This window comes from Streptomyces gottesmaniae (assembly GCF_031845845.1).
Taxonomy (GTDB): Bacteria; Actinomycetota; Actinomycetes; order Streptomycetales; family Streptomycetaceae; genus Streptomyces; species Streptomyces akebiae.
On the sequence record NZ_JAVRFJ010000021.1, the window covers coordinates 53243 to 72551 of the forward strand.

16 protein-coding genes are annotated in these 19309 nt (G+C 72.6%); 8 read left to right on the forward strand and 8 right to left on the reverse strand.

Annotation, left to right across the window (positions count from 1 at the left end; genetic code table 11):
* Positions 1 to 337: 337 nt before the first annotated feature.
* Positions 338 to 1711, reverse strand: coding sequence for a helix-turn-helix domain-containing protein (locus RM704_RS23675; protein ID WP_192829567.1), 1374 nt, complete (start codon positions 1709 to 1711; stop codon positions 338 to 340).
* Between the two features lie 515 nt (positions 1712 to 2226).
* Between RM704_RS23675 and RM704_RS23680 the strand changes: the two genes are divergently transcribed.
* Positions 2227 to 2760, forward strand: coding sequence for a peptidoglycan-binding domain-containing protein (locus tag RM704_RS23680; protein WP_033525328.1), 534 nt, complete (start codon positions 2227 to 2229; stop codon positions 2758 to 2760).
* Between the two features lie 107 nt (positions 2761 to 2867).
* On the opposite strand, the gene RM704_RS23685 is transcribed toward RM704_RS23680, so the two are convergent.
* From RM704_RS23685 to RM704_RS23695, 3 genes are all read right to left on the reverse strand, one after another.
* Complete coding sequence (locus RM704_RS23685) at positions 2868 to 3371, reverse strand: helix-turn-helix domain-containing protein (protein ID WP_033525329.1); 504 nt, start codon at positions 3369 to 3371, stop codon at positions 2868 to 2870.
* A gap of 422 nt (positions 3372 to 3793) precedes the next feature.
* Positions 3794 to 4246: a DUF3017 domain-containing protein gene (locus tag RM704_RS23690; protein ID WP_052145836.1), complete on the reverse strand. Its 453-nt coding sequence runs from the start codon at positions 4244 to 4246 to the stop codon at positions 3794 to 3796.
* 523 nt (positions 4247 to 4769) lie between these two features.
* Positions 4770 to 5624: a bifunctional methylenetetrahydrofolate dehydrogenase/methenyltetrahydrofolate cyclohydrolase gene (locus RM704_RS23695; protein WP_033525331.1), complete on the reverse strand. Its 855-nt coding sequence runs from the start codon at positions 5622 to 5624 to the stop codon at positions 4770 to 4772.
* Between the two features lie 283 nt (positions 5625 to 5907).
* Between RM704_RS23695 and RM704_RS23700 the strand changes: the two genes are divergently transcribed.
* Positions 5908 to 6486, forward strand: coding sequence for a hypothetical protein (locus tag RM704_RS23700; RefSeq protein WP_033525332.1), 579 nt, complete (start codon positions 5908 to 5910; stop codon positions 6484 to 6486).
* A 60-nt stretch (positions 6487 to 6546) separates the two neighbouring features.
* On the opposite strand, the gene RM704_RS23705 is transcribed toward RM704_RS23700, so the two are convergent.
* Positions 6547 to 6906 (reverse strand): hypothetical protein, encoded by a 360-nt coding sequence (locus RM704_RS23705; RefSeq protein WP_192829568.1) that lies wholly within the window; start codon positions 6904 to 6906, stop codon positions 6547 to 6549.
* Positions 6907 to 7254: 348 nt separating this feature from the next.
* Here RM704_RS23705 and RM704_RS23710 point away from each other — a divergent pair, with 348 nt between their 5' ends.
* From RM704_RS23710 to RM704_RS23725, 4 genes are all read left to right on the forward strand, one after another.
* Positions 7255 to 7992 (forward strand): hypothetical protein, encoded by a 738-nt coding sequence (locus RM704_RS23710; protein WP_033525334.1) that lies wholly within the window; start codon positions 7255 to 7257, stop codon positions 7990 to 7992.
* Positions 7989 to 9356 carry a protein kinase domain-containing protein gene (locus RM704_RS23715; protein ID WP_033525335.1) on the forward strand — a complete coding sequence of 456 codons (1368 nt, stop codon included), beginning with the start codon at positions 7989 to 7991 and terminating at the stop codon, positions 9354 to 9356. The genes RM704_RS23710 and RM704_RS23715 overlap by 4 nt, the downstream gene beginning before the upstream one ends.
* Positions 9357 to 9513: 157 nt before the next feature.
* Positions 9514 to 10155, forward strand: coding sequence for a M23 family metallopeptidase (locus RM704_RS23720; protein ID WP_052145825.1), 642 nt, complete (start codon positions 9514 to 9516; stop codon positions 10153 to 10155).
* 169 nt (positions 10156 to 10324) lie between these two features.
* On the forward strand, positions 10325 to 12346 hold the full coding sequence (locus tag RM704_RS23725) for a protein kinase domain-containing protein (protein ID WP_052145826.1): 2022 nt from the start codon (positions 10325 to 10327) through the stop codon (positions 12344 to 12346).
* A gap of 138 nt (positions 12347 to 12484) precedes the next feature.
* Here the strand turns inward: RM704_RS23725 and purH are convergent, their stop codons facing one another.
* Both purH and purN read right to left on the reverse strand, forming a co-directional pair.
* Complete coding sequence (gene purH, locus RM704_RS23730) at positions 12485 to 14047, reverse strand: bifunctional phosphoribosylaminoimidazolecarboxamide formyltransferase/IMP cyclohydrolase (protein ID WP_033525336.1); 1563 nt, start codon at positions 14045 to 14047, stop codon at positions 12485 to 12487.
* Positions 14044 to 14673: a phosphoribosylglycinamide formyltransferase gene (gene purN / locus RM704_RS23735; RefSeq protein ID WP_033525337.1), complete on the reverse strand. Its 630-nt coding sequence runs from the start codon at positions 14671 to 14673 to the stop codon at positions 14044 to 14046. The genes purH and purN overlap by 4 nt, the downstream gene beginning before the upstream one ends.
* A gap of 471 nt (positions 14674 to 15144) precedes the next feature.
* Here purN and RM704_RS23740 point away from each other — a divergent pair, with 471 nt between their 5' ends.
* Positions 15145 to 15939, forward strand: a complete 795-nt coding sequence (locus tag RM704_RS23740) for a membrane protein (RefSeq protein WP_033525338.1) — start codon at positions 15145 to 15147, stop codon at positions 15937 to 15939.
* A gap of 65 nt (positions 15940 to 16004) precedes the next feature.
* Here RM704_RS23740 and RM704_RS23745 read toward each other — a convergent pair whose 3' ends face one another.
* The gene (locus tag RM704_RS23745; protein ID WP_063774446.1) at positions 16005 to 18131 is read right to left on the reverse strand and encodes a cell division protein PerM; all 2127 of its coding nucleotides are present in this window, start codon (positions 18129 to 18131) and stop codon (positions 16005 to 16007) included.
* Between the two features lie 126 nt (positions 18132 to 18257).
* Here RM704_RS23745 and RM704_RS23750 point away from each other — a divergent pair, with 126 nt between their 5' ends.
* Positions 18258 to 19259 (forward strand): SigE family RNA polymerase sigma factor, encoded by a 1002-nt coding sequence (locus RM704_RS23750; RefSeq protein ID WP_052145827.1) that lies wholly within the window; start codon positions 18258 to 18260, stop codon positions 19257 to 19259.
* Positions 19260 to 19309 lie beyond the last annotated feature (50 nt).

Sequence of the window (19309 nt, forward strand, 5' to 3'; positions counted from 1 at the left end):
AGTCGCGCTGCGGGGAGGACCACACGAAAGAGGCGGCCGCCCGGTCCGGGGGGGGGACCGAGGCGGCCGCCTGTGGGGTGCCGGGCCAGGAGGGCGGTGCAGGTCTCCCGGGTGGGCCGGACTCCCGTGGGGGTACTCTCCGCCTGCCCCGGAGTTCGGCGGGCATTCCACTTACACCGCGATTACTTTTCCGGTAAGGGCCATGACTGAACGTGACCTGTTCGGCGGGGGGTGGTGCTCGTCGCCCGGGGGGTGGGGCCGGTCGCGCGATCTCCACGCGTGGGCCGCGCGTTCCTGCCGGGTCCCACGCGCCCCTCCCGGGCCTAGCCGACCGCTGTCACGTGCAGCCCTTCTGCCCCGACGCCAGCGTCGCGCACGCCGTGGCCTCGCCCGCGTCCTTGACGGCGACCATCTGCGTATAGGCGATGTTGTCCCCGGCGGCCTCGATGGCGGCGGTCTGCTTGGTCTTCCCGACCGCGACCTGGACCTCGTCGCCCTGGGTGGCGCCGGTGATGCGCGCCCAGGCGGCCTGACAGGCCTTGCTGTAGCGGACCTCGACCCGGGTCGTGCCGATCGTGACCTCGTCGGTGGTGCGGACGAGGTTGCCGATGCACCCCATGGTCTCGGGGTCCTTGCCGTCACAGCCCTTGCCGCTGCACTTCACGCCGGCCGGCAGGTCGGGGTTCGTACCGAGCGAGGTCGACGGTGAGGTCGGCGGCTTGTCCCCCGCCTGGTCCTTGCCGTCACCGTTGGTGAGGAAGAACGCCGCCGCGATCACGACGAGCGCGCCGACGGCTCCGGCGAGGAACATCGTCACGCGACGCCTCGGCTGGGAGTCCCCGCCGTCGGGAAGGCCGACGCCGCTCTGCGGCGGCCCGAAGACACCGGAGGGACCTGCGGCGGCACCGGCGGCCTGGGCACCACCGGAACCCGAGGCACCGGCCGGGACCCGGGACGACGCCGACGACGCCGACGACACCGAGGCGGGCCCCGAGGCAGCCCCGGACGAGACCGACGACCCTCGCCCTCCGGCCAGCCCCGACGGCGAGGACGAGGAGGCCGACGGGGAGGACGGGGACGACGACGGCGTGGCTCCCCAGCTGATGCGCGACGCGCCCCCGGCGACCGCCCCGGCCCCGCCGTACGGCGGCGCGGAGGAGGACACGGAGGGGGCGGAGGGAGCGGACGGCGACGAGGTGGACGGCGCGTTCGAACCCCCGTACGGCGAGCGCGGGATGCGGTCGCTCGGGGAGCGCGGCTGCGGCGGGACGGTCGGCGAGACGCCCGCCGGACCCGCCACGCCCGGCGTCGCGGTGACGCTGCGGCCCGCTCTGCCGTTCCCGCCTCCGCCCTTGACGGTGGACTGGCCACCCGTCTCGCCGAGAGCCGCGCGGGCCTGCGAGATACGGATCGCCTCCATGGTCATGTCGTGGCGCATCTCCGAACGGCTCCAGGCACGCTCGGCCAGCTCCCACATGGTGGTCAGATGGACGGGATCGGTACCGGTCACCTCGGCCAACGCGACGATCGCGCCTTTCGGCGCGAGCAGTCTGCCGTTGAGGTACCGCTCCCAGGACGTCTTGCTGTAGCCCGTGCGGTCGGCCACCGCTGCGATGCTCAGCCCACTGCGGTCGACGAGCCGGCGGAGCTGGCCCGCGAACTCCCTGACCTGTGGATCGAGTTCATCCGGCAAGGCCCTCCAACGAGGCATTACTTCCCCCTCTTCCCCCCGTACGTCTCTCCGTACGACCCGGGGCCCTCTCCGAAGCCCCGTTCTGGCCTACCCACTGGGATGCGCCCAGCAGGGATGCCAGTTCCGCGAAAAGGGGCGTGCAGGAGCATTTCGGACCTGCCCGTGCGCCGTCGCACGCCCCCCAACAGTCTGTGGTCCAGTGTCCCACCGGCATCCCGGATTTCCGGGCGGAATCGCAGGTCCAGACACGGGACGTCCCGGACCATCCCAAATGCCCACGTTAGCCCTGGTGTCGAGCGGGTCGGCCGCACATCCTCGAACTTGTCAACACATCGACACAACGACCACACAGGCACAGTCACCCGAGTCGAACAGGGGCTCGTGCGCCTCGTACACACCGACGGGGAGCGTGTGCGTCAGTGAACGTCGGCCGGCCGGTCGGCCGACCGGCCGGCCGTCGGGCCGACAGGTCAACGCGATGTCGCGTCAGCGCATCAGCGCATCAACAGGTCAACGGGGACCAGGGGGATCACATGCAACTCAAGGCCAGGCTGCTGCTCGCGGCCGTCGCCGTGACGGCCTCTGCCGGGCTCGCGCTCGGCACCGCCGCTCCGCTCGCCACGGCTGCCGAGCCGCACGTCGTCGACGGCTCCGGTGCCGCGTACAACGACTGGGGCGACGAGGGCACGCTGTCCGTCAACTCGCACTCCAAGAGCAACGCGACGCGGCTGTGGCAGAGCGTCCTGTACGCCGACGGCGCCAAGTGGAAGGACTCCAGCGGCAATCTGCACACCTTCACCCTGTGGGACATCGACGGGATCTTCGGCTGGAAGACCCGCTCGGCGACCAAGTACTGGCAGGCGCAGGAAGACCTGGAGGACGTCGACGGGATCGTGGGCAAGGAGACCTTCGGTCAGGCCGACGGCTTCCTCGACGGGCCGTACGACGACGGCAGGGTGACGTACGCGGGCCTGTCGCACGAGGTGAACTTCAAGCGCCTCGACGGGGACTACTACGTCAGGATCGGCTCGAAGTGGAGGGTCGCCGCGTACGACTGGCGTGGCTGAGGGGCCGGTCGGCACCGGCCGGTGACGGCGCGTCCCGGCGGGGGCGCGTGCGCCCCCCGCCGCCGATGGGGGCGCCGATGGAGGCCGATGGGCACTGATGGGGGCTGTCACGACAGGGTGACGGCCCCTATCAGCGCGGCGGCGACGAGGATCAGGGTGATCAGGACGGCGAGGGCGGCGTACAGGGCGACGCGACCGGGCGGACGGGGGGCCGGCTCGTCGGCGGGGGTGTCCCACCAGGGGAGCGTGGGGTCGTCCTCGTGCCCCTCCGCGGCGTTCTCCGCCCGCTCCCCCGCCGCTCCGGGGGCGGGGGGCTGGGACGGCGGGACCGTCTGGGGGGCCGGGCGCGGCCAGGCCCGCAGGGCCAGTTCCCGGAGCGCCCCGAACCGATCGGCGTCCTCCCCGGCGACCCGGCACAGGGCCACGACCGCCTGCCGGGGCGGGGGCTGCGTGCCGTTGAGGTACCGCTGCCAGGAGGACTTGCTGTACGCGGTGCGCGCGCCGAGCGCGACGAGGCTCAGTCCCGTGCGGTCCTTCAGCAGGCGTAGCTGCTCGACGAAATGCTGTACCTCCGGCGGGAGTTCGTCCGGCAGCGGCTGCCAGGCGCTCATCGGGCTGCCTCCTCGGCTCAAGGGCGGGTCTGAGCAGGTGACGACGGTCGCGGGTGCACCGGTTCCCACCAGTACGGGCGTCGGAGCTGTGGCGTTCGGACAGTGCGCCGGGGCCGTCCCGGAGTGGTGTGGAGTGACGTGGGTGGCCTGGTGAGGCGAAGCGAAGAGCATGACGAGGGGCGCGTGACATCGGCCCCGCGCGCCGGTGATGTCATGCCGGGATGACGTCCGGGTGCCGTCGCCGTGGCCCGATGGGGACACCTTGGCGGAATGGTCACTTCCGTGCCACAGCGGCCTGACAGGTGTTGAACAGGGTGTTCGCCGTGCAGGAACGTGGAACGCGACGGCGGTCCGTCCTTACTCGGGGGAGGGGACGGACCGCCGTCGCACTCTGTCGGTGGCGGGGGCGAGGCGGTTCGGCCTCAGCCCGCCTCCTCGTCGCCCACCGTGAAGTGCAGCGTGTCCTTGAGGAACGGGATCTCCAGCAACGGCCTGGGCTGGGCCATCAGGGCGAGCAGCACGATGGTGGTGCCGAGCACGATGTACGTGACCATGTCGGTGAAGCGGGAGCGGACGGCGAGCATGCCGACGTCCCGGACGGCCCAGCGCAGCGCGGCGCCGGCGAGCAGCGCGACGCCGATCAGGATGGTGCCGACCCGGAACGCGTCCAGCGCGGTGAGCAGCAGCCCGAGACCCACGGTGCTCAGTACGGCGAGGATCGGCCACTGCCGGACGGGGGCGGGCGCCTCACGCGGCGCGGCGCGGCCACCGCCCTCGGGCCGGGCGGTGTCCTTGGTGAACATCGGGAACCGCCGGGTACCGCGCACGGGCTTCCCGTCGGCATCGGGCACGCTGATGTGATCCCGTACCTCGATCTCATCAGTGGCTCCGCCCGACTCGCCGGCACCGTCAGCCTCGGCCGGCTTGTTCGTGTCGGTCGCCTTGGCCGACCCGGCCGCGTTGGCCGCGTTGGCCGCGTTGGCGGCGTTGGCTGCGTTGGCCGGTTCCGGGACGTCAGCAGCCTCGGCGGGCTTGTCCGCCTTGTCAGCCTTGGCCGACCCGGCCGCTTCAGCCGACCCAGCCGCCTCGGGGGCCTCAGACACCTCGGTCGCCCCAGACACCTCGTTCTCGCCAGCTGCCCCAGCAACCTCAGCCGACCCCTCCGCCGCAACCGACCCGGTGCTTTCAGCGGCTTCAGCGGTCCCAGCGGTCCCAGTCGTCCTCGACATCCGTGCCCTCTCCGACGTCGCCGCCCCGTCGCTCGCGCCCGGCCGCTCCGGCCCGGCGGCCGCGCGCGGTGTCTTCCCGGGCCCGCCGTCGGCCGACGCCCCGAGCCGTCCGGCCCGGCCGGGTGCCCTCGGTGGCCCCGGCGGTTCCGATGTCCCCTCGGCCCTGCCGTCAGCCGACACTGCGCTCCGCCGCCTCGACCACATTGACGAGCAGCTGGGCGCGGGTCATGGGCCCGACACCCCCGGGGTTGGGGGAGATCCAGCCGGCGACCTCGGCGACGCCGGGGTGGACGTCACCGACGATCTTGCCCTCGGCGGAGCGGGAGACACCGACGTCGAGGACGGCGGCGCCCGGCTTCACGTCCTCGGGCCGGACGAGGTGGGCCGAGCCGGCCGCCGCGACGATGATGTCGGCGCGCTTGAGGTGCGCGGACAGGTCACGCGTGCCGGTGTGGCACTGCGTCACCGTGGCGTTCTCGCTGCGGCGGGTCAGGAGCAGCGGCATCGGGCGGCCGATGGTGACACCGCGCCCGACGACCACGACCTCGGCGCCCTTGATCTCGACGCCGTACTGCCGGAGCAGGGTGAGGACGCCGTTCGGGGTGCAGGGCAGCGGCGCGGGCTCGTTCAGGACGAGGCGCCCGAGGTTCATCGGGTGCAGGCCGTCAGCGTCCTTGTCGGGGTCCATCAGTTCGAGGATGCGGTTCTCGTCGATGCCCTTGGGAAGCGGCAGCTGCACGATGTACCCGGTGCACGCGGGGTCCTCGTTGAGTTCCCGCACCGCCGCCTCGATCTCCTCCTGCGTGGCGGTCGCGGGCAGTTCACGCTGGATGGAGGCGATGCCGACCTGCGCGCAGTCGCGGTGCTTGCCCGCCACGTACTTCTGGCTGCCGGGGTCGTCCCCGACCAGGATCGTGCCGAGTCCGGGCGTGACGCCCTTCTCCTTCAGCACCGCCACGCGGGCGGTCAGATCGGACTTGATCGCGGCTGCGGTGGCCTTGCCATCGAGAATCTGGGCGCTCATGGTCCCAATCTTCGCGGATGACCGGCACCGGGTTCCAATCCGGTCACCAGGCGGACGCCTTCCGACCGGCGGCGAGGCGGATCGTCGTCCGTGCCGAACAAGATCGGATGTGTTGCACTTGCACAACACCCGGTGATTCTCCCTGGACATCCGGGCGGGCATATAAAACGATTGGGACACAGTGCCGCGGGCACTGCCGGGGGGCGTGACCACTTCAAAGCGCAGGGCATTCCTCCGAACCGTGCCGCGCGTCCCCGCACCAGGCAACGGAGGAAACCCCGCCATGAGCTTCGGCGACCCGAACAACCCGTACGGCCAGCCCCAGCAGCAGCCGCCCGCCCAGGGCTACGGCTACCCGCAGCAGAACCAGCCCCAGCAGCCGGGGTACGGCTACCCGGCCGCCCCACCGGTCTCCCAGGGCTACGGCGGCTACCCGAACGCGCCCGAGACCATGCCCAGCACGGTGAACGCGGCCCGCATCATGCTCTGGGTCATCGTCGGCCTCCAGGTCGTCGGCGTGCTGCTGTACGGCATCGGCGCGATCGGCGTGGCGGCGGCCAGCGACAGCACCGAGGACCCGGCTCTCGCGGAGGCACTGGGGAACATCCCCACCGGCCAGATGGTGGCGATCGCCATCTTCGCGGTGGCCTGGCTCGTCTACGCGATCATGCTGGCGGTGAAGTTCAAGTCCGGCGGCAGCGGCGTACGCGTCGCCGCGCTGGTCTTCGGCATCATCACGGCCGTCCTGGGCATCTTCCCGTTCTTCCTGATCGGCCTGGTCCACCTGGTGCTGGGCATCCTGATAGCCGTCTTCGTCGGCAACGCGGCCGGCAAGGCGTGGTTCAACCGCCCGCGCTACTGAGCCGCCGAGCACAGCGAAGGGCCGTACCCCCGCAGGAGGGGGCACGGCCCTTCGGCGCGTTCACGCCAGGCAGGCGCCGGGCCCCGGCCGGGGCCCCACGGTGTTCACGGAGCTGTCCCAGGTCTGCGTCCCGCCCGGCGGGAGCCCATAGCTGAGACCGCCGGTCACGCAGTAGGTGACGCGGGTCATGTTGGTGACCTCGGTGACGTGCAGCGCCGGGTTGAACGTGGCCCGCTCGCCCTCCTTCACCAGGACCGGCTGGGTGCCCAGCAGCGGCTGGAGACACACGTACCCGGTCGGGCAGAGCACCACGGCCTCGTCCTCCGCGGCCACCGCGCCGCCGACCCCCGTACCGAGCGCCACCGCGAGCACCGCCCCGACGGCGGCGACCCGGCGTAACCGACTCGACCTGTTCCGCATGACTGACCCCCTGAGTCCCGAGCGATTGGGCTGGCCCCTCGACCCTCGCAGCGGAACGTCCGCCTCTGCACCGGGGTATCGGCCATTCCGCATGGCTCCGCCGCAGGTGCGACGAGCGGGGTGACTTCACTCGGCATCACCCGCCGCCACGCGCGATCGATCCGTCACCAGCGATCAATCGCCACGAACTGCCAGGCATCGCCATGCCCTCTATGCCCCTCTACATCCCTCTACATCCCTCTATGACTACTTCTTCTGCGGAAACGCCGTCTACGCCGGACCTGTGGTGCTTCCCTCCCCGCCCCGTACCCTGACGCGTCCATGCCTGCCTCGGGGGAGGAACCAGTCATGCACAGCATCATCGTCGTGGCCGCGGACGGAGTGCGTCCGGGCGAACAGATCCGACTCGCACCCGGCGAGTCCCTGCCCTTCGGCCGTACGGAACGGCCGGGCACCCCGCATCTGACCATTCCGCACGAGGGCGTGTCCCGGGAGGCCGGGGAGATCACTGCCACGGGCGCCTACTGGACGCTCAGCAATCTGAGCCGCGCGCAGACGTACGTCGTGGAGAACCCGGAGGGCGCGGGCGAGCACATCAAGGTCGCGCCGGGGCGGCTGGACGCACCGATGCCGTTCGAGTTCTCGCGGGTGGTGCTGCCGGCGGGCAGCGAACTGCTCAGCTTCGACGTCTGGGCCCCGCGCCACGACTTCCTCGACCAGGCCGGACCCCGCGACGGCTCCCCCACCGCGTCCGCCTTCCCGCTCGACCGGGGCAAACGCTACTTCCAGGTCCTGGCCGCCCTGTGCGCCCCACGGCTGCGCGGTGAACCGCACGCCGCGCTCGCCACCGCCGACGAGCTGGTCGAACTGCTGCGCCCCAGCTGGCCGTCGGTGTCCCGGACCGCCGTGCAGTGGAACATCGACTACCTGGCCGTCAAGCTGCGTCTGAAACCGGCCCCGGAGTCCGCCCCGCCCGGCGGCACCCGCCTCAACGGCAAGAAGGACCGCCTGGTCTCCCTGGCCCTCCGCTTCGACCTCGTCCGTGAGTCGGACCTGGCCCTGCTGAAGAGCGGTGCGGGCCGATGAGTACGCAGGAGCCGTACGCCGTACCGGTGCCGAAGGGGTATCGCGTCGGCACCTGGGAGATCCGGGAGCCCCTTGCCTCCGGGGCCTTCGGCACGGTGTACGCCGCGAGGCGCACGGAACCGGCCGAGGGACTGCCCGCCGAGGCCGCCCTGAAGTTCCACCCCACCGGCACCCGGACCCCGCGCCAGCTGCGTCACCTCCAGGAACTCGCCGAGCGCGAGAAGGAGTTGCTGCTCCGACTGCGCCGTCCGCGCCTCATCCGCATGTACGAGACGCTCACCGTGGACGACCCGTCGGACCCACTGCTCGACGGCGCCTCCGTCCTCGTACTGGAACGCGCCGAGGGCTCCCTCGACCAGTTCATCGACCAACTCGCCGCACGGGCACGGGGGCAGCGGGCCGTCGCCCTGCCGGGCGGGCCCTCGCTCCTCGCCCAGATCTGCGAGGGAGTCGCCCACCTCCACCACGCGGGCTGGGTGCACGGCGACCTCAAGCCCGCCAACGTGCTGCTGATGGCGGACGGTTCGGTACGGCTGGCCGACTTCAACCTGGCCGCCGAGCTGGAGGGCACCCACGCCTACTCCCCGGCGTTCGCCACCCCCGACTACACCCCGCCCGAGCTGCTCTGGGCCGAGGTCGGCGAGCACGGCCACCGGACCCGCCCGACCGCCGACATCTGGGCCTTCGGTGTCCTCGCCCACCTTGTCCTGACCGGCGGCCCGCCCTTCCCCGGCGCCACTCCGCCCGCCCGACGGGACGCCGTCCTGCGCTACGCGAGCGGCCGGGAGGAGCTACGGCTCTCCCCCGAACTGCCTGGCCCCTGGCGGCAGATCGTCACCGACTGCCTGGCCCCGACCCACGCCGCTCGTGCCCCGCACACCGCGTCGTCCCTGCTCCGCCGGGTCGAGACGGCGGCCGGGGCGGCGCGCTCCCCACGGCTCCCCCGCCTCCGGCCGAGGCGTGGCCCCCACCCGGCCCTCCTCGGCGGACTGGCCGCGCTCACGATCGTGTCCCTCGCGACGGCCGGCCTGCTGTCCCTGCGCGAACCCGCCCCGCAGGGCTACGAGCGCTGCGACCGCGGAGACGTCTGCTTCTTCACCGAGGCGGACGGGCAGGGCGAGATGTGCGCCTGGTACGAGTACGACGACGACTGGCTGGGCGGAATCATCACCTGCGACTGGGCGAAGGCCACCCGGCCCAGGTCGGTCTTCAACAACGGCTACTCCGGTGACCCGCACGCCGACGTCGAGCTCTTCCGCGAGCCGAACCGGAAGGAACCGTTCGGCTGTGTCCAGGAGAACGCCAAGGTCAACTACCCCGACGGCCTGGTGCTCCGCTCCCACGAGTGGGTGGCGTCGTGCTGAGCGGCGTACACCCGGCCCGCTGACCCTACGACCTTCGAGGTACCGGGGCGCGGGCCGTACGCGGATGCTTGAGGCGTTCACAGCGAACACCGAAAAGCAAACACCGACAGCACACAGCAAACAGCGAACCCACGGGGAACGGGGAAACGGGGAAACGATGACGAAGACGATGGTTACGGCAGCGACCACAGCCACGGCCGCACGGCGCAGGACGACCGTCGCGCTCGCCGCGACCGCCGTGGCGCTCTCCTTCGGCCTGGCGTCCGGGGGTTCGGCCGCGGCCGCGCCGACGTCCACGTCCGCGTCCACGTCGGCTGACGTGGTCGCGGCGGCCAAGCCGAAGTTCCAGATGCCGTTCAAGTGCAACACCCACTGGCGGATCGACACCTGGGGCCACAACCCGGCCATCGACCTGGTGGTGAAGGGGAACACCGGCTCCTCCGGGAAGCCCGTCTACCCCGGCTACAAGGGCAAGGTCGTCAAGGCCTACAAGGACTCCGGCGCCGGCAACATGATCATCATCAACCACGGCAGCGGTTGGTACACCGCGTACTACCACCTGAAGGACAGCGCCACCAAGTACGTCAAGGTGGGCCAGACCGTCGCCGCGAAGAAGCAGATCGGCCGCGTCGGCGCCACCGGCAAGAACAGCGGAAACCACGCCCACCTGCACTACGAGCAGCGGTACCGGACCAACGGGATCCCGACCGAGAAGCACCGCAAGCCGGTGCACCTCAACGGCAAGTCGTACACGGGCCAGGGCAAGACGTGGAAGGACGTCGTCAGCAAGAACTGCTGATCCGGGCCGCGTGCCCGAGCACCGCCCGCCTCTGCTCCGAACGGCCCGCCGAACCTGTTCCGGCGGGCCGTTCCCGGCTTCGCCCGCACGGTAGTCTCTCGTCAACTCCTGTTGCCCATGGGACCGTTGAGGCAGCGCACGACCAGAGAGAACACCACCCGGGGGACCCATGTCAGACCAGCGGCCCGGACCGCCGCCGCACTCCCCGGCCTCGGGTGACACCGCGCTGGAGCTGGCCGGCGCGACCCCGCTGCGTCGGTCGGACCCCGCACGCCTCGGGCCGTACGTCCCACTCGGGCTGCTCGGCAGCGGCGGGATGGGCCGGGTGTATCTGGCGCGGCCGGCCGACGACGGCCCCGGGCTCGCCGCGGTGAAGGTGATCCGGCCGGAGTACGCGGAGGACACGGAGTTCCGGCGCCGGTTCCAGCGTGAGGCGGGCGTGCACGACCGCATCCGTACGCCGTACGCGCCCCGGCTGCTCGGCACCGGCTTCGAGCCCGAGGACGAGCAGGGGCGCGAACTCCTCTGGATGGCCACGGAGTATCTGCCGGGTCTCAACCTCACGGACGCGGTCCGCGAGTGCGGCACGCTGCCGCCCACCGCGGTCTGGCGTCTGGTGGGCGAACTCGGCCGGGCCCTGTCGGCGCTGGCGGCGGCCGAAGTGGTCCACCGCGACCTCAAGCCGTCCAACGTCCTGCTCTCCGCCGACGGCGTCCACGTCATCGACTTCGGCATCTCGCAGGCGGTCGACAGCAGCGCGATCACGACCACCGGGAGCCGGGTGGGCACGCCCGCGTACATGTCACCCGAGTACCTCAGGGACGGCCGCTGCGACTCCGCCTCGGACGTCTTCTCCCTCGCCGGGACCCTCGTGTACGCCGTCACCGGCCACGCCCCGTTCGGCGACGGCACCGGCGTCGACGTCATGCACCGGGTCGCCTTCGAGGATCCCAAGCCGGCGCTGATGTCCGAACTGGCCTCGGCCGACCCTGCGCTGGCCGCCCTCCTCACCGCCTGCCTCTCCAAGAACCCGGCCGACCGCCCCGCCCCGGCCCGCCTCACCGAGGCCGCCACCGACACCGGCGGCGGCCCCTGGCCCGACCCCCTGAACTCCCGCCTCCTCGCCCGCCGACAGTCCTGCGCGTCACTGGCGCACACCACCGCCCAGGAGACGGCCCGCCTCCGCCTCCCGACCCGACGCGCCACGACCCCGACACCACCCCCTGGCTTCGGACCGGCCACTCCGGCGGGGTCTGCGGACGCAAGCGGGGCGCCCGCGCCGCCGGGCGGTCACACCGGGACGCCTGCCGGTGCGTACGGAGCCTCAACGCCTGTCGGAATGTACGGAGCCGCAACGCCTGCCGGGGCGTACGGAGCCCCGACACCGGGCGGGGCGTACGGTCCGCATGCGCCGTTGTCCGGCCCGTACGGAGGGCAGCCGACCTCGGGCGGAGGGCAGCCGACCTCGGGCGGAGTGCAGCCGACCTCGGGCGGAGTGCAGGGACCCACCGCCACGTCCGTGGTCCCCCGGCGACGGAGGAGGCCGTACTTCGTCGCCGTGGCCGCGTTGGCGATGTGCGTGGTGGCCGTGGGGGCGTACTTCGTCACCCGGACGCCCGTCGAGAACTCAGCGTCCGCCGCGCCGACCGCCGGTACGACCACGGCGCCCGACGGGAAGGCCGCGGCACCGCTGCCAGGGTCCTCCGACTCGCCCTCCCCCTCCGCCGAGAAGGACAAGAAGAAGGAGCAGGGGAAGGGGAAGGGGGAAGGGAACGGGGAGAGTCCGTCCGTAGGCCCCTCACGGGGGACGGCCGACGCCACCCCCGGCGACACGGCCGACCCGACACCCGACACCGGAGGCTCCTCGGGCGGTGACGGTGACGCGGCAGCGACCACCCCCGCACCCGGACCCACCAAGACCGCGACGAAGCCCACCACCCCCGCCTGGATCTCCCAGTGCACCTACTACTCCGGCACCGAGCTCACCGACCGCGGCGACGAGGGCCAACGCGTCGTACAGGTGCAGTGCATGCTCCAGAAGCGCGGCTACAGCGTCGGGGGCTCGGGCGTGGACGGCAAGTTCGGCAGGGACACGGAGTCGGCGGTCAAGCAGTTCCAGACCGCGAAGGGGCTGGAGGTCGACGGCCAGGTCGGGCCCGACACCTGGGGTGCGTTGCGCGGCACGACATAGCGAACGGCCCACCGCGGACGCGTACGACGCGGGGCCCGTCGGTATGTCCGACGGGCCCCGCGCCCCACACTCTCGACGAAGCGGCTCAACCGAGTGGCTCAGTGGAGCGGCATCGGTGGAGCGGCTCAGTCAGCCCGCTCAGTGGAAGAAGTGCCGCGTCCCCGTGAAGTACATCGTGATGCCGGCCTTCTGCGCGGCCTCGACGACCAGCTCGTCACGCACCGAACCGCCCGGCTGGACGATGGCCTTGACGCCGGCCGCGGCCAGGACGTCGATGTTGTCCGGGAAGGGGAAGAAGGCGTCGGAGGCGACGTACGAGCCCCGCGCACGCTCGGCTCCGGCCCGCTCCACCGCCAGCTTGCAGGAGTCGACGCGGTTGACCTGTCCCATGCCGACGCCCACCGACGCGCCGTCCTTGGCGAGCAGGATGGCGTTGGACTTCACCGCGCGGCAGGCCTTCCAGGCGAACGCCAGCTCGGCCAGCTCGTCGGCGGAGAGGGCGTCACCGGTGGCGAGGGTCCAGTGCGCCGGGTCGTCCCCGTCGGCCTGGAGACGGTCGGTCACCTGGAGCAGCGCACCGCCGTCGACGGGCTTGAGCTCCACCGGCGCGGCGGGCGCGCCCGGCGCCTTGAGCACCCGGATGTTCTTCTTCTTGGCGAGGGCCTCCAGTGCCCCCTCCTCGTAGTCGGGCGCGACGATGACCTCGGTGAAGATCTCCGCGACCTGCTCCGCCATCTCCTTGCTGACCGGCCGGTTGACGGCGATCACACCGCCGAACGCGGACAGCGGGTCACAGGCGTGCGCCTTGCGGTGGGCCTCGGCGACATCGGCGCCGACCGCGATACCGCACGGGTTGGCGTGCTTGATGATCGCGACGGCCGGCTCGTCGTGGTCGTACGCGGCACGGCGCGCGGCGTCCGTGTCCGTGTAGTTGTTGTACGACATCTCCTTGCCGTGCAGCTGCTCGGCCTCGGCGAGACCGCCGGTCCCGGAGACGTACAGCGCGGCGGGCTGGTGCGGGTTCTCGCCGTAGCGCAGGGTGTGCGCGCGCTCCCAGGTGGCCCCGAGGAAGTCGGGGAACTGCGAGTCGTCGGCAGGCGCGTACGAGGACGCGAACCAGGAGGCCACGGCGACGTCGTACGCGGCCGTGTGCTGGAAGGCCTCGGCCGCGAGCCGCTTGCGGGTGGTGAGGTCGAACCCGCCGTCCTTGACCGCCACGAGGACGTCGGCGTACCGGGCGGGGCTGGTGACGACCGCGACGGAGGGGTGGTTCTTGGCGGCGGCGCGGACCATGGAAGGGCCGCCGATGTCGATCTGCTCGACGCACTCGTCGGGGGTGGCGCCGGAGGCGACGGTCTCCCGGAACGGGTAGAGGTTCACGACGACGAGGTCGAAGGGCTCGACCCCCAGCTCGGCGAGCTGGCGCTGGTGGTCCTCCAGCCGGAGGTCGGCGAGGATGCCCGCGTGGACCTTGGGGTGCAGGGTCTTGACCCGGCCGTCCAGGCACTCGGGGAAGCCGGTGAGCTCCTCGACCTTGGTGACGGGGACGCCGGCTGCGGCGATCTTCGCGGCCGTTGAGCCGGTGGAGACGAGCTCGACACCGGCCTCGTGCAGCCCGCGCGCGAGCTCCTCGAGCCCGGTCTTGTCGTAGACGCTGACGAGCGCCCGGCGAAGGGGCCGCTTGTTGATGTCGGCGGTCACTGGATAACTACCTTTCGTCCCTCAATGCGATAGCCGTTGCGGGCGAGCCGCCCCACGACATCGACGAGCAGCCTTCGCTCGACTTCCTTGATGCGCTCGTGCAGAGCGCTCTCGTCGTCCTCGTCCCGGACCTCCACCACGCCCTGCGCGATGATCGGTCCCGTGTCGACGCCGTCGTCGACGAAGTGGACGGTGCAGCCGGTGACCCGGGCGCCGTACGCGAGCGCGTCCCGCACCCCGTGAGCCCCCGGGAAACTGGGGAGGAGAGCCGGGTGCGTGTTGACGAAGCGACCGCCGAACCGCGCCAGGAACTCCTTCCCCACGATCTTCATGAACCCGGCCGAGACGACGAGATCGGGCTCGTACGCGGCGACGGCCTCGGCGAGCGCCGCGTCCCACTCGTCACGCGTCGCGTGGTCCTTGACCCGGCAGACGAAGGTCGGCAGCCCGGCGCGCTCGGCGCGGGCGAGTCCCTCGATTCCGCCGCGGTCGGCTCCGACGGCCACGATCTCGGCGCCGTAGGCCTCGACGCCGGTCGTCGCGATGGCGTCCAGCAACGCCTGGAGGTTGGTGCCGGATCCGGAGACCAGCACGACGAGGCGCTTGGCCACGGGCTTGGCGGCCACGGTGGGGCCCTTTCTACGGGTTCTACGGGTTCTACGGGTTCCGCGGGTTCCGCGGGTTCCGCGGGTTCCGCGGGTTCCGCGGGTTCCGCGGGTTCCGCGGGTTCCGCGGGTTCCGCGGGTTCCGCGGGTTCCGCGGGGACGTTCCGGTCCGCCGACGGCGCCGGTGCGTGCGGTGCACCTGAGCGCTTGTGCATTCATACGAATGCTTCGCATCCCCCGATACGGGGAAGTCTACGAAGCGGCCGACCGTCAGCAACGATACCGGCACATCGGACGGCCCCCGTGGGACGGGGGCGCGGCCGGGAGGTAGCGTCTGCCAGGAGTGGGCTCGGGAACGCGGTCGGTGTGTGGGGCGTTCACGGAGTGACAGCTCATGCCCTACCAGTAGATTTCACCGCCGAGATCAGGCTCTACCGCCAGACTTCATCGCTGACTCATCGCCGTACTCACCAAGGGGAAGACGCACTCCTGATGCCGGACCGCAGCCTCCGCCTTTCTTCGCTCCTGCTGCGCGAGCGGAGTTCCTCGCCCACGCCTCCGCGCGAGAGCGAGGACACCCCCGAGCAGTCCGGGCAGTCCGGGCGGGGCCAGGGCTCAGGCTCTTCGGACGACAATCCGTTCGCGCCTCCGCCCGAGGACGCGCCCGACCGGCCGTGGCAGCCGCGCCGACCCGAGGGCCGGGGGTCCGGTGACGGAGCGGGGCGCGGTGGTGGTCACTCGCCATGGGGCAGTCAGTGGAGCGACCGGCAGCCCGGCCGCTCGTCCGGCGGACACTTCGGCGAGCGTCCCGGTGGCCAGGGCGGACCGGGTGGTCCCGGCGGTTCCGGCCAGGGCCCCGAGGGCGGGCCGGGCAGCGGTCTGCGCTGGGACCCGACGGACCCCGCCCAGCGCCACGCGCGGTACTCGCTGCTCTGCGGCATGTGGGCCTTCTTCTTCGCGCTCTTCGCCTGGCCGTACGTGGCCCTGCTGCTCGGTTCGCTGGCGGTGTACTGGGCTGTCAGCGCGCTCCGTGCCAAGCCGGCCACACCGGACCCGTCCCGGCCGGCGGCGCCCGAGCCGAGCGGTCGCCCGCAGCGGACGGCGGCCATCAGCGGCCTGGTGACCTCCACGATCGCGCTCGCGATCGTCGCCATCACCTTCACGGCGCAGTTCGTCTACCGCGACTACTACACCTGCGTCGACGACTCCCTCACCACGGTCTCCGCCAAGTCCTGCAAGGACCTCCTCCCGGAGGGCCCGCTGCGGGACGTGCTGGGCGCGCAGTAACCGCCGGACACAGCAGCCAACGCCCCGAAGGCGCCGCCGGAACTACAGGCGGCGCCTCTCCTTTGTCAGAGCACTTCCCCGGGACGGTTCTTGGCACCGGGGTCGAGCGTCGGCGGGCCCTCGGGCGAGGCAGCGCAAGCGGACCCGTCATCGGAACCGCTCGGCCCACTCCTGCCCGCCACCGCCTCGGATGACGAGCCGTTCCCGGGTTCAGAGCCGGGGCTTGGTGCCGGGCCAGGGCTTGGTGGTGGGCCGGGGCTCGGTTCAGGGCCAGAGCTCAGTTCAGGGCTGGGGCTCGGTTCAGGGCCGGGGCTTGGTGGTCGAGCGAAGCGGGCCGTGGGGCGATCACCTTCGGCTCGGGCCGTCAGCGCCTCGCGCAGTGCCGCCCAGCGGGCTTCGCGGGAGGCCGGGTCCCAGACGGGCGGGACCGCAGAGGCCGCGGATGTGTGGGCGTACGGGTCGAGGGCGTCGTACGGCGCGGCGGCGTCGGACCCGGAGTCGCGGCCGGCCTCGGGACCGGGATAGGGACCGGCATGGGGACCGGCATGGGGACCAGAGCCGGGACCGACGACGGCGCCGGCATCGGCATCGGCATCGGCATCGGCGGAAGCGTTCGGGGCTGCGGTGGACGTGGCAGCGGTGGACGTGCCAGCGGTCGAGGGCCGTTCAGGCGCAGGCACCCCCACCGTCTTCTCCCGCCGCCCGGTCTCGACCCCCGGCACCCCCGCCGCACTCGTCCGAGCGGCCCCCCTGGCCCCTGGCACCCCCGCCGCCGTTCGCCGGCCGGTCGTCGGTGCGGCAGCCAAGGTCTTCCGGTCCCACACCCGAACCCAGCGCGCCGCCAGCGCGACCGGGATCCCCACCGCACCCACCCAGACGCCGGCCGCGCCGCCCGCCCGCCACCCCACGGGGCCGAATTCGGTGAGCGCGGCGACGCCGAGGGAGCCGCCGGCGAGGTGGGTGAGGACGGCGAAGGCGGCGGCGGACAGGAGCGCGGCGAGAAGAGCCGCGGCGGCCGTACGCCGCACGGACCACGGCGCCGAGCGGTCGGCGGCGGCCCGCGCCGCGATGAACCACCCGACCGTCACTCCCGCGGCGAGCGGCACCAGCCCCACCACCCAGTACGCCGGCGCACCCCCACCCGCCGGAACAGCGGCGAGCAACGGGAAGGACGGCAGGAACGCGACGGGGGCCGCCGCGCTCAGTGGTGCGACGGTGTGCCCGGCGCTCAACACGAAGCCGGGGCCGAGCGCGTACGCCGCACCCCAGAGCGCCGCGTTCGGGACGAGGGCGACACAGAGCAGCAGGACGGCGAACCGCCCGGACAGCCCTTCGGTGAGCTGCAGGAAGGACTCACGGGCCGCCGCTCCGTGCCAGACCAGGGACACCGCCACCAGCAGGGCACCCCCACCGGTCAGCACGAGCACACCTGCCACGGCGGCTCGTCCGGCGGCGGCCGCCAACTGCCGCCGTCCTTCCGTCGCCCGGGCACGCCCGAGGAGCGCGGGCAGGGGCAGCCGGGAGCGCCCGCGCGCCGCCCACACCCCCGTGCCCGCCGCGAGCGCCGCGAGCAGTGGTACGCAGAGCGCGGCCCACAGCCACGACGGGCGCAGCACGCCCCCGGAGGCGTACAGCGTGACCACCGCGCCGACGGTCGCGTATCCGATGACGAGTCCGGCCCAGGTCGCGCGGGCGCTCACCCCGGAGCCGTCCCCCGCGTGGTCGCGGGCCGAACGGTGCAGCAGCACCACGGGCAGCGCGAGCAGGAGGAGGGGGACGAGGCCGACCGGGGCGGGGGCACCGGAGAGCGTGTCGGTGCGGACGAGTTCCACGCCGTGGGAGAGCAGCCACAGGGCCGCCGCCACGTGCAGCGCCCCGCCGGGCCCGCTGTCCGGGTACGGCGAACTGATCCAGAGCACGGTCACCAGCGCGGTGAACACCGCACAGCCGAGGCCCGCCGCGAGGGCTCCGCCCAGCACCCCGGAGACGAGCTCGGACGACCGACGGCGCGCCCTTCGTAGCAACGGCGACAAGGGGGACCGCGGCGACGACGAGTACAGGGAGGCCGTCGCCGCGCCCTGCCGCATGGGCAGCCCGGGTGCCGTGGAGGATGCCGCCCAGCCGTGGTCGGTGGAGTGGCCCGGCCCCGCGGTCGGGTCGTTCGGGTCGGTCGCGTACGTCACGTCGGCCATGCTCCCAACGACACGCGCTTTACCGGCGTAACAGACGTTTCCTGCACGTGTCGCCCAATATGTGCTTATGTGTTTTTTCGCGCGAGGGTTGGTCCGACGGAGGTCGCTACGGCGGGAGGCGATCCAGTGACCGCGCCCGCGCCCACGCCCGGGGCCGGGCCCGGAACCGGAACCGGAACCGGAAAGGGAACCAGGAGCGGAGCCGCAGCTTCCGGCGAACCGTCCGTCCCGAGCGGGCCCGAGTGGTATCAGCAGCCCCTGGGCACGGAGCCCGACACGGACCCCGACCCCGACGATCCGGCCCGGGCCGCGACCCCTGCCCCACCACGCCTGACGCCCGCCCAGGCCTTCGACGCGCTCTACGCGTACTGCGCCCCCACCCTCGTCCAGCAGACCTATCTGCTCACCGGACAGCGTCGGCTCGCGCGTGAGGCCGTGGAGCGCGCCTTCCAGCTCGCGTGGCACCGCTGGCCGGAGGTGGCGGTCGACCGCGACCCGGCGGGCTGGGTGCGGGCGGCGGCCCACGACTACGCCCTCTCCCCCTGGCGCCGTCTGGACCCCCGCGCCTTCCAGCACCGCGAACCACCGCCGGCCGACCCCACCGGCCGAGCCCTGCTGACCGCCCTCCTGGAACTGCCGCCCCCGTACCGCCGGACCCTGCTCCTCTACGACGGCGTGGGCCTCGACCTGCCCGACACGGCAGCCGAGACGGAGGCCAGCACCCCCGCCGCCGCAGGCCGCCTCCTCTACGCCCGCGCGACCGTCACCGCACGCCTCCCCCAGGCAGTGGCCCCCGACGACCTCAACCGCCTCCTCGCCGCGCTCCCCTCCGACGTCCGCCCCGGTCCGACCAAGCCCCTCGCCCTCCGCGCCCGGGCCGACCTGCGCGCCCGGCGCTGGATCCACGCCGCGATCGCCTTCACCACCCTGCTCCTCACCACCACGGCCCTCACCCTCCACACCGCCCCCGACCACTACGAGCCCCCGGTCCCCCCGGGCACCCCGGTCCAGGGCATCCCCCCGAGAGCGGCCCCCGGCCCTCTCTCCAAGACCGAACAGAAACTCCGGGCCAAGCTCAGATCGGAAGCGACCGCCGGTCCGGAACGCCTGCACCCGGAAGCCCACTGAGCGGCGACGCCGCCGAACCGGCCCCGGGTACGCCAGTGGGCCCGTACCCC

Excerpts from the sequence above, each read along its gene's own strand:
- RM704_RS23675 (WP_192829567.1), bottom strand. The coding sequence starts at position 1,711 with ATGCCTCGTTGGAGGGCCTTGCCGGATGAACTCGATCCACAGGTCAGG.
- RM704_RS23680 (WP_033525328.1), top strand. The coding sequence starts at position 2,227 with ATGCAACTCAAGGCCAGGCTGCTGCTCGCGGCCGTCGCCGTGACGGCC.
- RM704_RS23685 (WP_033525329.1), bottom strand. The coding sequence starts at position 3,371 with ATGAGCGCCTGGCAGCCGCTGCCGGACGAACTCCCGCCGGAGGTACAG.
- RM704_RS23695 (WP_033525331.1), bottom strand. The coding sequence starts at position 5,624 with ATGAGCGCCCAGATTCTCGATGGCAAGGCCACCGCAGCCGCGATCAAG.
- RM704_RS23700 (WP_033525332.1), top strand. The coding sequence starts at position 5,908 with ATGAGCTTCGGCGACCCGAACAACCCGTACGGCCAGCCCCAGCAGCAG.
- RM704_RS23705 (WP_192829568.1), bottom strand. The coding sequence starts at position 6,906 with ATGCGGAACAGGTCGAGTCGGTTACGCCGGGTCGCCGCCGTCGGGGCG.
- RM704_RS23710 (WP_033525334.1), top strand. The coding sequence starts at position 7,255 with ATGCACAGCATCATCGTCGTGGCCGCGGACGGAGTGCGTCCGGGCGAA.
- RM704_RS23715 (WP_033525335.1), top strand. The coding sequence starts at position 7,989 with ATGAGTACGCAGGAGCCGTACGCCGTACCGGTGCCGAAGGGGTATCGC.
- RM704_RS23720 (WP_052145825.1), top strand. The coding sequence starts at position 9,514 with ATGACGAAGACGATGGTTACGGCAGCGACCACAGCCACGGCCGCACGG.
- RM704_RS23725 (WP_052145826.1), top strand. The coding sequence starts at position 10,325 with ATGTCAGACCAGCGGCCCGGACCGCCGCCGCACTCCCCGGCCTCGGGT.
- RM704_RS23740 (WP_033525338.1), top strand. The coding sequence starts at position 15,145 with ATGCCGGACCGCAGCCTCCGCCTTTCTTCGCTCCTGCTGCGCGAGCGG.
- RM704_RS23745 (WP_063774446.1), bottom strand. The coding sequence starts at position 18,131 with ATGGCCGACGTGACGTACGCGACCGACCCGAACGACCCGACCGCGGGG.